The organism is Pseudomonas sp. DSV-1 (genome assembly GCF_035830915.1).
Taxonomy (GTDB): domain Bacteria; phylum Pseudomonadota; class Gammaproteobacteria; order Pseudomonadales; family Pseudomonadaceae; genus Aquipseudomonas.
Map to the genome: position 1 here is coordinate 4,203,627 of NZ_JAYMYG010000001.1, position 12,440 is coordinate 4,216,066.

The following is a 12,440-nucleotide window of genomic DNA, read 5'->3' on the forward strand; positions in this document are numbered from 1 at the left end:
CGCCAGATTGAGAACAACCACTGCTGACTATTGTCTCTATAGTTAACCTCTGTTGAACACATCATCAGCCCCCCGGATATCGATAGTCGCACCTGCTAGGGTTTGCGACATCGCATGTGTCATGATGCCCGGACCGCAGGTAAGTCGCCCATCTCTTATATGAATAGATCCTCCGCGTTGCTCCTCGCCCTCGTTCTTCTCAGTGGCTGCCAGGCTTTGGCTCCCACGTCCCCGGATGACTCATCCGCGGCCGAAGACGTCACCTCCGTCCCGGAAAAACCAACGGTCTACAGCTCGTTCAGCGAAGAAACGCTGTACAGCCTGTTGAGCGCCGAGCTGGCCGGCCAACGTAATCGTCTGGATATCGCACTCGATAACTACGTGACGCAGGCGATCAATACACAAGACCCCGGCATTTCCGAGCGGGCGTTTCGTATTGCCGAATACCTGGGCGCCGATCAGGCCGCACTTGATACCTCGCTGATCTGGGCCAGAAATGCACCGGACGACCTTGAGGCACAACGTGCTGCCGCCATTCAGCTGGCACGTAACGGTCGTTACGACGAATCCATGGTGTACATGGAAAAAGTCCTGCAGGCCAAGGGCGATACTCACTTCGATTTCCTCGCCCTGTCGGCGGTAGAAACAGATGCGGACACCCGTGCGGGCCTGCAAAAAAGTTTTGACAGCCTGCTGGTCAAGCATCCGGACAATGGCCAGCTGATTTTCGGCAAGGCCTTGTTGATGCAACAGGACGGTGATGCCGAAGGCGCGCTGAAACTGCTGGAAAAAAATCCGCCGCAAAACGGTGAGGTTGCCCCTGTCTTGTTGCGCGCCCGTTTGCTGCAAAGCCTCAATCGCGGCAAAGAAGCCTTGCCACTGCTGCAAAAAAGCATTCGCCAATACCCCGACGACAAGCGCCTGGGCCTGACGTATGCCCGCACGCTGGTCGAGCAGAACCGCATGGGCGAGGCAAAAGTGCAATTTGCCAGTCTGGTCGAGCAATACCCCGAAGACGATGAGCTGCGGTTCTCCCTGGCCCTGGTGTGCCTGGAAGGCAAGGCCTGGGATGAGGCCGAGGGCTATCTCGAAGAGCTTATCGAGCGCGACAGCCATGTCGACTCGGCGCACTTGAACCTTGGCCGTATCGCTGAAGAGCGCAACGACCCCGAGACTGCACTCACCCAATACGCACTCGTCGGCCCGGGCAACGACTATTTGCCCGCACAACTGCGCCAGGCCGATATTCTGATCAGCCACGGTCGCGGTACCGAGGCATCGAAAAAACTGGCCGCGGCCCGTGATGCTCAACCCGACTTCGCCATTCAGCTGTATTTGATAGAAGCGGAAACCCTGTCGGCGAATAACCAGACCGATCGCGCCTGGAATGTCCTGCAACAGGCACTCAAGCAGTACCCGGACGACATGAACCTGTTGTACTCACGGGCCATGCTGGCCGAGAAGCGCAACAATCTCGAACAAATGGAGCGGGATTTACGCGCCATCATCCAGCGCGAGCCTGACAATGCCATGGCATTGAATGCGCTGGGCTACACGCTATCGGATCGCACCACGCGCTACGCCGAGGCCAAAGCATTGATCCAGCAAGCCTACGACCTGAATCCGGATGACCCAGCAGTGCTCGACAGCCTGGGCTGGGTCAATTTCCGCCTTGGCAATCTCGACGAAGCCGAACGTTTGCTCCGCCAGGCGCTGGAACGCTTCCCGGACCAGGAAGTCGCCGCTCACCTGGGCGAAGTGTTGTGGGCCAACGGCAAGCAACGTGAAGCCAAAAAAATCTGGGGCACTTTTCTTAAAGAAAATCCTGACAGCCCTACTCTGCGCAAAACCATCTTGCGCCTGACCGGATCAGAGACTCTTTAACTCATGTTTTTTCGTCATATGCGCCACCTTGTTGTTTTTAGCCTTATCGCCCTGCTCGCCGGTTGCGCGGGCTTTGGTGCCCGCGAATCCGTTGAAGGCCACGGCAGCCCGGCCTTGTGGTCGGCCCATAAACAGCAATTGACCCAGCTCGACGGCTGGCAAATCAACGGCAAAGTCGGCATTCGCGCCCCCAAAGACTCAGGCAGCGCCACGCTGTTCTGGCTCCAGCGCCAGGATTATTACGATATTCGTCTTTCCGGTCCGCTGGGCCGAGGCGCTGCCCGCCTGACCGGACGCCCGGGCAGTGTCGTTCTGGAAGTCGCCAATCAGGGCCGCTACGAAGCACCAACGCCTGAAGAACTGCTGGGCGAGCAATTGGGCTGGAGCCTGCCAGTGTCACATCTGGTCTGGTGGGTGCGCGGCTTGCCTGCACCTGGCAGTAAAAGCCGCGTGACGCTGAACGCTGATAGCCGCCTTGCCAACCTGGAGCAGGACGGCTGGAAAATCGAATATTTAAGCTACGTCGAGCAAAACGGCTTCTGGCTGCCGGAGCGGGTCAAGCTGCACGGCCCGGACCTGGATGTCACGTTAGTGGTTAAAGATTGGCAACCTCGCCTGTTGGGTCAATGAGATGCAAGGCCATTTAGATAAAGAAAGCCTGGTTTTGCCCTCCCCGGCAAAGCTTAACTTGATGCTGCACATCCTCGGCCGTCGCGAAGATGGCTATCACGAACTGCAAACGCTGTTTCAATTCCTCGATTACGGCGATGAAATGACCTTTGCCGTACGTGACGATGGCGTTATTTGCCTGCACACCGAGTTCCCCGGTGTCCCTCACGACGAAAACCTGATCGTGAAGGCGGCAAAAAAACTTCAGGCGCAATCCGGTTGCGCCCTCGGGATCGACATCCAGATCAAAAAAGTATTGCCCATGGGTGGCGGCATCGGTGGTGGCAGCTCAAATGCGGCGACCACCTTGCTGGCGCTCAACCATCTTTGGCAATTGGCCTGGGATGAAGACCGGCTGGCTGCGCTGGGCCTGAGCCTGGGGGCCGACGTCCCGGTTTTCGTGCGCGGACACGCCGCATTTGCTGAGGGTGTGGGCGAAATCCTTACGCCTGCAGACCCTGAAGAACCGTGGTATCTGGTCCTTGTCCCGCAAGTCTCTGTTAGTACTGCAGAAATATTTTCAGATCCTTTGTTGACACGTGACTCTTTGCCCATTAAAGTGCGCCCCGTTCCCAAGGGAAACAGCCGAAACGACTGCGAAGCAGTAGTGAAGGAGCGTTATCCAGAAGTACGTAACGCTTTGAATTTGTTAGGTAAATATACCGAAGCAAAATTAACTGGAACTGGAAGTTGTATATTTGGGGCCTTCCCAAACGAAGCAGATGCTGATAAAGTGCTGCACCTTCTGACAGACACCCTTACAGGGTTTGTAGCAAAAGGAAGCAACGTTTCGATGTTGCATCGCAAACTACAAGATCTGGCAAAGGAAACGGGTACACGGTACTCGTAGCAACAGATACAGGGGCGTCGCCAAGCGGTAAGGCAGCAGGTTTTGATCCTGCCATGCGTTGGTTCGAATCCAGCCGCCCCTGCCATTTCTTATACTCATCCAGGTTACCCTCAGCCTTCAGGTACTGCGCGTGTCCAAGATGATGGTCTTTACGGGGAACGCTAACCCCGATCTGGCTCGGCGTGTCGTACGTCAGCTGCATATCCCACTCGGTGACATCTCTGTCGGCAAGTTTTCCGACGGCGAAATTACCGCTGAGATTAATGAAAATGTCCGCGGTAAAGACGTTTTCATCATTCAGCCGACTTGTGCTCCGACCAACGATAACCTGATGGAACTCGTCGTGATGGCTGATGCCTTCCGCCGCTCCTCAGCGACTCGTATTACTGCTGTTATTCCTTACTTTGGTTATGCCCGTCAGGATCGCCGTCCGCGTTCCGCACGTGTGGCTATCAGCGCAAAAGTTGTCGCTGACATGCTTACCGTAGTCGGCATCGATCGTGTTCTCACGGTTGATTTGCATGCTGACCAAATCCAGGGTTTCTTCGATATTCCTGTAGATAACATCTATGGCTCCCCAGTTTTGGTGGATGACATCGAAGATCAGCGCTTTGAGAACCTTATGATTGTGTCCCCGGATATCGGCGGCGTCGTGCGTGCACGAGCTGTTGCCAAGTCCTTGGGCGTCGATCTGGGTATCATCGACAAACGCCGTGAGAAAGCCAATCACTCGGAAGTGATGCATATCATCGGTGATGTCGAAGGGCGTACCTGTATTCTGGTTGATGACATGGTCGATACCGCCGGCACTCTGTGCCACGCGGCTAAAGCCTTGAAAGAGCATGGCGCTTCCAAAGTGTTCGCCTACTGCACACACCCTGTGCTGTCAGGTCGGGCAATCGAGAATATCGAAAATTCCATGCTGGATGAGCTGGTGGTGACTAACACCATTCCGCTGTCCGCAGCCGCACAAGCCTGTTCGCGTATCCGTCAGTTGGATATCGCACCGGTTGTGGCTGAAGCGGTTCGCCGCATCAGCAACGAAGAATCGATCAGCGCGATGTTCCGATAAGGGCCCTGCCCTTCTCAGACATCACGTTGACGAAAAGCGCCCCGCCCCAGCAGCCTGTTGGGGCGGGGCTTTTTTGCCCATACCGTCCATAGCGCTGGTCGCAAACGCTAGGCCGGATGTGGTTATTTTGGAGATACAACATGAACGATTTTACTCTGAATGCTGAAGTGCGTTCCGACCTGGGGAAAGGTGCGAGCCGCCGCCTGCGTCGTCTCGCAAGCCTGGTTCCAGCTGTAGTTTACGGTGGCGAAAAAGCCCCTGAATCCATCAGCATGCTGGCTAAAGAAGTTGCCAAACTGCTCGAAAACGAAGCTGCTTACAGCCACGTTATCGAACTGACCGTTGGCGGCGTTAAGCAAAACGTGATCATCAAAGCTCTGCAACGTCACCCGGCTAAAGGCCACGTGATGCACGCTGACTTCGTTCGCGTTGTTGCTGGTCAAAAGCTGACTGCAATCGTTCCAGTTCACTTTGTTGGTGAAGCTGCTCCGATCAAGAAAGGCGGCGAGATCTCGCACGTTGTTGCAGACATCGAAGTTTCCTGCCTGCCAAAAGACCTGCCTGAATTCATCGAAGTTGACCTGGCTAACGCCGAAGTCGGCTCGATCATTCACCTGTCGGACATCACCGCTCCTAAAGGCGTTGAGTTCGTAGCTCTGGCACACGGTAACGACCTGGCAGTAGCCAACGTTCACGCTCCACGTGTTGCACCAGAAGCAGCAGAGTAATTCATTACTCTGTCGTTGGAGTCTTGAGAAACATCGCGAGCTAACACGCAGCGAGTAAAGCGGACAAGATCGCGAAGTTTACTCATGTAAACCCGCTTTTTTGTCCGTTTTCGCCGCTAACTGTTAGCGGCGATGTTATCCACAACTCCATAGAAGGGCCCTTGTCGTGACCGCCATAAAACTGATCGTTGGCCTGGGAAATCCAGGCACCGAATACGAACAGACCCGGCATAACGCAGGGGCCCTTTTTGTTGAGCGTCTCGCGTCGGCAAACGGGGTAAACCTCGTTGCGGATCGCAAATATTTTGGCCTGACCGGGCGTTTCAGCCATCAGGGTCAGGATGTTCGTCTGTTGATTCCCACCACCTATATGAACCGAAGCGGCCAAGCCGTTGCGGCGCTTGCCGGTTTCTACCGCATTGCGCCGGAATCCATATTGGTGGCCCACGACGAACTCGACCTCCCACCAGGCGTTGCCAAGCTCAAACTGGGCGGCGGCCACGGAGGTCACAACGGATTGCGCGACATCATTGCGCAACTGGGAAACAACAATAATTTTTACCGTCTGCGGCTCGGCATTGGCCACCCAGGCGTCGCCAGCATGGTGTCCAACTTTGTCCTGGGTCGTGCGCCTCGCGCCGAGCAGGAAAAACTGGACGCCAGCATCGATTTTGCCCTCGGCGTGCTGCCGGATATCCTCGCCGGGGAATGGAACCGTGCGATGAAAAACCTGCACAGCCAGAAGGCCTGACTCTACTCCTCGGGGAAAACACCATGGGATTTAACTGCGGCATCGTCGGCTTGCCTAACGTCGGCAAATCCACCCTGTTCAACGCCCTGACCAAATCCGGTATTGCGGCCGAGAACTTCCCCTTCTGCACGATCGAGCCGAACACCGGTATCGTGCCGATGCCCGACCCACGTCTGGACGCGCTGGCTGCCATCGTTAAACCCCAGCGCATCCTGCCAACCACCATGGAGTTCGTCGATATCGCGGGTCTCGTGGCTGGCGCATCGAAAGGCGAAGGCCTGGGCAACAAGTTTTTGGCCAACATCCGCGAGACCGATGCTATCGCTCACGTGGTCCGCTGCTTTGAAGATGAAAACGTGATTCACGTTTCCAACAGCGTTGACCCGAAGCGTGACATCGAGATCATCGATCTTGAGCTGATCTTCGCCGACCTCGACAGCTGCGAAAAGCAACTGCAGAAAGTCGCGCGTAACGCCAAGGGCGGCGACAAGGACGCGGTGGCTCAAAAAGCACTGCTGGAACAACTGATCGCACACTTCACCTTGGCCAAGCCGGCGCGTAGCCTGATCAAGAACATGGATGCCGATGAGAAACAAATCATCAAAGGCTTCCACCTTCTGACCACCAAGCCTGTGATGTACATCGCCAACGTGGCTGAAGACGGTTTCGAAAACAACCCGTTGCTCGACGTGGTCATGGCCATTGCCGAAGAAGAAGGCGCAATCGTGGTTCCGGTCTGCAACAAGATCGAAGCTGAAATTGCCGAACTCGACGATGGCGAAGAAAAAGACATGTTCCTTGAGGCCCTGGGTCTTGAAGAGCCAGGTCTGAACCGCGTAATCCGTGCCGGTTACGAGATGCTTAACCTTCAGACCTACTTCACCGCAGGCGTTCAGGAAGTTCGCGCCTGGACCGTGAAGGTGGGCGCTACCGCTCCGCAAGCAGCTGGCGTGATTCACACCGACTTCGAAAAAGGCTTTATTCGCGCCGAAGTTATCGCGTACGACGATTTCATCAAGTACAACGGCGAAGCCGGTGCAAAAGAAGCCGGCAAATGGCGTCTGGAAGGCAAGGAATACATCGTCAAAGACGGTGACGTCCTGCACTTCCGCTTCAACGTGTAATACAGCACACGTCTAAAAAACCGCGCCCAGGCGCGGTTTTTTTTGGTCCGGTATTGAGTGCAGGTCAAACCATCCCCCGGACAAAAGGTCTATGGTAAGTCTCAAGGCCATAAGACTGATCGGGAGTTTCAATGCTCGCCAAGGTGTTCATCAATCGCTTCACCACCCCTCTGATTCAGCGGATAAGCTTTCGCTGGTCCTCCGCCTGGCGAGATGCATTGGCTTCAGCAATCGCAGCGGCGTTGGCCTGGGTTCTCGCCAAGCATTTGTTCGGCCATGTACACCCCGTCTTTGCTGCCATCAGTGCAGTGGTTTGCCTGGCACCCGGTTTGCCCAGTCATGGCAAACAGGCGATTGGTTTGATGGTGGGTGTCGCCACCGGGATTATCGTGGGTGACGCGGCCTTGTGGCTTCCAGATGCCTATCCTTTGCTGCGGATTGGCTTTGCCACGTTCTCTGCCATCGCCATTGCTGCCTTGTATGGTCTGGGACCCGTGGTTCCGATTCAGGCCGGGGTTTCGGCCGTACTGATGCTCGCAGTCGGCCCCGAGAGTGCCGGGGTGGTACGCATGCTTGATGTACTGGTAGGCGCTGGCGTAGGACTGGTCTTCAGCCAAGTGCTACTGACCCCCAATCCTATTGGCATCATTGATGGCTCGGCGAAGGACTTACTGGAAAAACTCTCCTCGGGATTTAGCAAAAGCCTGCAGGCACTCGAAGAAAATAACGCTGACAAGGCTCAAAGCGCCGTACAGATTTTCTCTCGGGCCCACGACAGCCTGATTGCCCTGGAGAACGGAATCAGCATGGCCCGCAACACCGCACGCTGGACCTTGCGCGGGCGCTTTGTGTCACGGGAGGTCAAGGGTATCGCCAGCCGTTACGAACGCCACGCCGTACGTTTGTACGCAAGCTCGCTGCTGTTCTCCGAGGCCTTTGCCGATGCCTTGCGCAAGGAGCAAGGCCCGGCACCGGCCTCGTTACACGAGCGACTGGAAAATGTAGCCTCAGGCTGTGCTTCGATCGCCAACGACAATGAGCGGCCAGTGCTGATCCCGGTATCAGCCAGTGAACTGGCCGATGCAGTGTCGGCACCGTGGCAGCTTTGCTTGCAACACTTGAGTACCGTTGAAAGCGCCCTTCTGACGTTTGGCTTTACCACGCAAACCGAAAGCCAGACAAACGCCAGCAAAAGCAAACCATAAGCATCAGTGAAACCCTTGCTCTTTCATGGCAAGGGGTTAAATCACACAGCTATTAGTACTATCTCCTACAACTTCTATTTCTCTTAACTCAAGAAATACGACTATTCCAAGACTTGGTTTACATATTCAATAGCACCAAGCTGTTACCAGACAGGAGTCACTCCACAAGACTGTCTATCCGAGCTGACCGTAAAGCACAGCCTTCCCTATAAAGAAACAAGACGGGAGCAAACTCAATGGCGTCTTCCCATTCGAGAGACGAACATTATCAAGCCTATCAATTCGAAGACCCCGAACTCGACGCCATCATCAACAGTACTGCAACACTTGATATAGACATATTACTCTACGGCGAAACCGGCACTGGCAAGGACACGCTGGCAGAACGGCTACATTCTTTATCCGGACGCCGAGGTCATTACATTGCAATAAACTGCGCGGCCATCCCCGAAAGCCTGGCTGAGAGCCAGTTGTTCGGCGTCACACACGGGGCATTTACAGGCGCGATGCAATCACGGGCGGGCTTTATTGAAGCCTCAGATATGGGCACGTTGTATCTCGATGAGATAGACAGTATGCCGCTGATCCTGCAAGCCAAATTATTGCGTGTACTGGAGACTCGCGGAGTCGAGCGGCTAGGATCGACAAGGTCCATACCCGTAGACATGCGCGTCATAGCCTCGGCTCAATCTTCTTTATCAGAGATGGTGGAACAAGGTCGTTTCAGAAGGGACCTGTACTACCGTCTCAATGTTGTGAGCTTGCATTTACCGCCTTTACGCGAGCGACGCGAACACATTATTCCCTTGTTCCTGAATCTGATTCAGCGCGAAGCAAACTACTTCAACTCATCCATACCAGTGCCCAGCACCTCACTGCTTCAACGTGTTGTTTGCCATGACTGGCCTGGAAATGTCCGGGAATTGAGATCCGTTGCCAAGCGACTGGTACTGGGTTTACCCTCACTTTTGGCATGTACAGGGATCAATAACAATGACGAAAAAACCTTGAAACTGCGTTTACAGCAAATCGAAAAATTAATCATTCAGGACTCCCTGCGACGTCACCTATATAGCTTGGATGCTGTGGTACTTGAGTTAGGTGTTGCGAAACGTACGCTTTACCATCGAATGAAACAACTGGACATATCCTGACCTCTATAAATTGGAACCGGGCGACTTAATAACCTCACTCAAACAACGAGCCAACTTCCTGGTTCAATATCAATATCGGCTTCCAGAGGAATACATATGCTACCTCTACTCCCCCTGTTGGCACCTATTATTTCACCTGCCGTAAACAAGGCTATTGATGCACTCGGTGGTCTTGCGAAAGACGCATTGAACGTCGCGATAACGACTGCGACATCCTCCCTCAACACTCCGCCTTCTACTGAAAAAATCATGTTTTAACACTTCCACAAGATAACCAACCACAGGAATATCACTATGTTTTTCCCACTCTTATTTGCGTTGTTCCGCGCAGGCGGTGGCGGTGGCGGTGGCGGTGGCGGTGGCGCCGAGGGTAATGCCCGCAACGGCGGCTCCCAAGACAAAGACCCCATCAAAGAGCAAGCAGAATTAAACAAGAAACTTGCCTGGGACAGTTACTTAACAAACAAAGAGAAACTGGAAAATGACGCCCGCGGTGCAAAATCGGCGGGCATCATGGATACCGCCAGTAAGCAGATGAATGCGATGCAATCTGCTGGTAAAGCACTGAACTATTGATGCATTGGCCAATGCCCCATCTCAATAATGGGGCATTGGCCTAAACGACCCGCTCAGACCTTTCTTGCGACACTCACCGATACGTCTCGCAGACCGAACACGGCACACCTGAGGCTTTATATGAACGTTAATGCCCCTGACGTTGCCACTCTGGCACCGTCCATGCCCTCTGACACGCCCCATCCACCTGAGACCGCCGATATAAACTGGTTCAATACCTTGTTGAATACGCCTGCGGCAGAAGCTTCTTACAACAACGGCGCCAACCCGCTCAGCCAGCGCTCGGAATTCCTGCAAGGCCTCTCGAACAGGGCTGCACAGGCCTTGCAAAAAGTCGGCACCAGTACCGATCCCATCGACATGCTCAAATCAACCCGGGCCATGTCGGCATTTCATCTTGAGACCGTATTGAGCGCCAAGATAATCAGCAAAACCTCACAAGCAATCGAAAAACTCACCAATCTGTCTTAGACGGTAACAGCATTGTGTCGCGCCTTATCAAGAGCCTGATGTTTTTGCTCGTAATCTGTTTGGCCGGTTGTGGTGAAAGTGTGGAGCTTCACAGCCAGCTTTCCGAACAGGAAGCCAATGAAGTCATCGCCGAACTGGCAGACAAACAAGTCCATAGCCAAAAGATCCCTACCAAAAACGGAGTCTCCGTGCGGGTGAGTGCGCAGGATATCAGCCGGGCTATCAAGACTCTGGCAGCCGCCGGGCTACCCAAGGCAACGCGCTCGACACTGGGACAAATCTTTCGCAAGGAGGGAGTCATTTCTACCCCGCTGGAAGAGCGTGCCCGCTACATCCACGCCTTGTCACAGGAACTCGAAGCCACGCTGTCAAACATAGAGGGTGTCATCGTTGCGCGTGTGCATGTGGTGCTTCCCGAGCGCGTAGCCCCGGGCGAGGCAGTTCAGCCCGCGTCGGCTTCGGTCTTCATCAAACATGACTCAAGGCTGGACCCCGACAGCATTCAGTCTCGGGTACGCCGAATGGTTGCCAGCAGCATTCCGGGCATGGCCACGGCATTAGACAACCCGAACAAAATAACCACGGTATTTGTCCCGTCGACGGCGTTTAAAGACAAGCAGCAGTTGCTCTTCTTCGGTCCTTTTCTGGTGCCGGAGCAAAACCTGGGGTTCTGGAAAAAAACCTTTGCCGTTGGAGTGTTTGGGCTCCTTCTTGCGATTACCGGCCCTGTCATGTGGCTGAAGTCGAGAAATAAAACGCCCCCACCTGAGGAAGGCTCTGCATGAACGAGGCTGACCTGTGGGCTCAGTGGTGGGCCTTCCCATGGCGCCAAACGCATCCGGACTGGCGCAACGTTGAAGCTGTTGTTTCTGAGGGTGCGCTAACCCGTAACCGGCACTCGGCCGTGAGCAAGGCTTTTTCCATTACCCCCTGCCTGCCCTGCGAACCTTCTGCCAGCCTGGTTTATCTGGCATTGGCCCAGCCGTCGCAACACGACTTCATGTTGCAACTGGTCGATCATATTTGCCGCCCGCTGCTGCCAAATCAGCTAAACGCGACACAGCGCCTGTGGTGCCAGCGCCTGGCGACAGGCCTGCACACCCAGAGCTGGCTCAAGCCAGCCGACGACGCGTTGCAGCTGCTGAGGGCTTGGGTTGAGCCGCACGTGTGGCAACGGCTGCGACTGCGCTTTGCGCCCCCAAGGATCATGGCACTGGAGCAAAAACCACCGTTGGATATCCGCCCGTCCAGGCTTCAGGTGCTTTGGCAAGCCGTGCTCTGGCATGAGCAAACATACCCTCCAGACTCAGGAAACACCGAGGGCAATCACAATGCTGTCACGACGCACGATTGAACTGCGGCCTGGCGCCCCCGGGCTGCCCCAGACACTGATTACCCGCGAAAACCTCATCGACTGCGGCCAGGTCAATCAAGTCCTTGAACAGGCAAAGGCACAAGCCGAAGAACTGCTGAGTCACGCTCATGCAGCATCCGAGGCCCTGTTGAAAAAAGCCCACGGCGAATTCTGGCAACAGGCCAATGCCCAGCTCTCGCACTGGCAACTGGAACACCGGGCCTTGTGCCAGGGGATCGAGTCGAGCGCTTCAACAGTGGTCAACCAAGCCTTGCTTCAATTACTCGATGAGGTGCCACAGCCTGCCCGTATCGCCGCCCTGCTGGCGCATCTGCTGCGCGCTCAATGCCCGCCCGCGAACGCCACCTTGCGCTGCCATCCACAGGCCCTTGAACCTGTTCGGCAGTGGCTCGGCACCCGTCCAGACAATCACTGGCAACTACAAACGGATGAACGTCTCGACAGCAAGGCCCTGGTGCTTGTCACCGCCTGTGAAGACCTGCGCATCGACTGGGCAACTGCAATTAAGGCCTTGTTGATCCCTGCCCCCACCGACGGAACCGATCATGGGCAAATCGCCACTGAGTCGTGAATATTAATGG

The 12,440-nt window shown here is 55.1% G+C and carries 14 protein-coding genes and 1 tRNA gene; all 15 read left to right on the plus strand.

Annotation, left to right across the window (positions count from 1 at the left end; genetic code table 11):
- Positions 1–159: 159 nt before the first annotated feature.
- The 15 genes from VSQ83_RS19735 (at position 160) to sctL (ending at position 12,430) form a co-directional block, all read left to right on the plus strand.
- The gene (locus VSQ83_RS19735) at positions 160–1,884 is read left to right on the plus strand and encodes a tetratricopeptide repeat protein (protein ID WP_133076410.1); all 1,725 of its coding nucleotides are present in this window, start codon (positions 160–162) and stop codon (positions 1,882–1,884) included.
- Positions 1,885–1,902: 18 nt separating this feature from the next.
- Positions 1,903–2,514 carry a lipoprotein insertase outer membrane protein LolB gene (gene lolB / locus VSQ83_RS19740; RefSeq protein WP_405046719.1) on the plus strand — a complete coding sequence of 204 codons (612 nt, stop codon included), beginning with the start codon at positions 1,903–1,905 and terminating at the stop codon, positions 2,512–2,514.
- 1 nt (position 2,515) lies between these two features.
- Entirely contained in the window at positions 2,516–3,403 is an 888-nt protein-coding gene (gene ispE, locus VSQ83_RS19745) for a 4-(cytidine 5'-diphospho)-2-C-methyl-D-erythritol kinase (protein WP_326427360.1), read from the plus strand.
- A gap of 10 nt (positions 3,404–3,413) precedes the next feature.
- Positions 3,414–3,488: transfer RNA gene (locus VSQ83_RS19750), tRNA-Gln, on the plus strand.
- 45 nt (positions 3,489–3,533) lie between these two features.
- Entirely contained in the window at positions 3,534–4,475 is a 942-nt protein-coding gene (locus VSQ83_RS19755) for a ribose-phosphate pyrophosphokinase (protein ID WP_019825119.1), read from the plus strand.
- 140 nt (positions 4,476–4,615) lie between these two features.
- Positions 4,616–5,203 carry a 50S ribosomal protein L25/general stress protein Ctc gene (locus tag VSQ83_RS19760; protein WP_095035802.1) on the plus strand — a complete coding sequence of 196 codons (588 nt, stop codon included), beginning with the start codon at positions 4,616–4,618 and terminating at the stop codon, positions 5,201–5,203.
- 166 nt (positions 5,204–5,369) lie between these two features.
- A complete protein-coding gene (pth, locus tag VSQ83_RS19765; protein WP_003439790.1) occupies positions 5,370–5,954 on the plus strand; it encodes an aminoacyl-tRNA hydrolase in 585 nt (194 codons plus the stop codon).
- Between the two features lie 23 nt (positions 5,955–5,977).
- The gene (ychF, locus tag VSQ83_RS19770) at positions 5,978–7,078 is read left to right on the plus strand and encodes a redox-regulated ATPase YchF (protein ID WP_133076413.1); all 1,101 of its coding nucleotides are present in this window, start codon (positions 5,978–5,980) and stop codon (positions 7,076–7,078) included.
- 131 nt (positions 7,079–7,209) lie between these two features.
- Positions 7,210–8,283, plus strand: a complete 1,074-nt coding sequence (locus VSQ83_RS19775; protein WP_219261694.1) for an FUSC family protein — start codon at positions 7,210–7,212, stop codon at positions 8,281–8,283.
- A 236-nt stretch (positions 8,284–8,519) separates the two neighbouring features.
- Positions 8,520–9,437 carry a sigma 54-interacting transcriptional regulator gene (locus VSQ83_RS19780; protein WP_219261695.1) on the plus strand — a complete coding sequence of 306 codons (918 nt, stop codon included), beginning with the start codon at positions 8,520–8,522 and terminating at the stop codon, positions 9,435–9,437.
- Positions 9,438–9,731: 294 nt separating this feature from the next.
- The gene (locus tag VSQ83_RS19785) at positions 9,732–10,013 is read left to right on the plus strand and encodes a hypothetical protein (RefSeq protein WP_326427361.1); all 282 of its coding nucleotides are present in this window, start codon (positions 9,732–9,734) and stop codon (positions 10,011–10,013) included.
- 120 nt (positions 10,014–10,133) lie between these two features.
- Positions 10,134–10,484, plus strand: coding sequence for an EscI/YscI/HrpB family type III secretion system inner rod protein (locus VSQ83_RS19790; RefSeq protein WP_219261697.1), 351 nt, complete (start codon positions 10,134–10,136; stop codon positions 10,482–10,484).
- Positions 10,485–10,522: 38 nt separating this feature from the next.
- Entirely contained in the window at positions 10,523–11,269 is a 747-nt protein-coding gene (gene sctJ, locus VSQ83_RS19795) for a type III secretion system inner membrane ring lipoprotein SctJ (RefSeq protein ID WP_219261698.1), read from the plus strand.
- On the plus strand, positions 11,266–11,838 hold the full coding sequence (locus VSQ83_RS19800; protein ID WP_219261699.1) for a type III secretion protein: 573 nt from the start codon (positions 11,266–11,268) through the stop codon (positions 11,836–11,838). The genes sctJ and VSQ83_RS19800 overlap by 4 nt, the downstream gene beginning before the upstream one ends.
- Positions 11,816–12,430: a type III secretion system stator protein SctL gene (gene sctL / locus VSQ83_RS19805; RefSeq protein WP_219261700.1), complete on the plus strand. Its 615-nt coding sequence runs from the start codon at positions 11,816–11,818 to the stop codon at positions 12,428–12,430. Before VSQ83_RS19800 ends, sctL begins: the two co-directional genes overlap by 23 nt.
- Positions 12,431–12,440 lie beyond the last annotated feature (10 nt).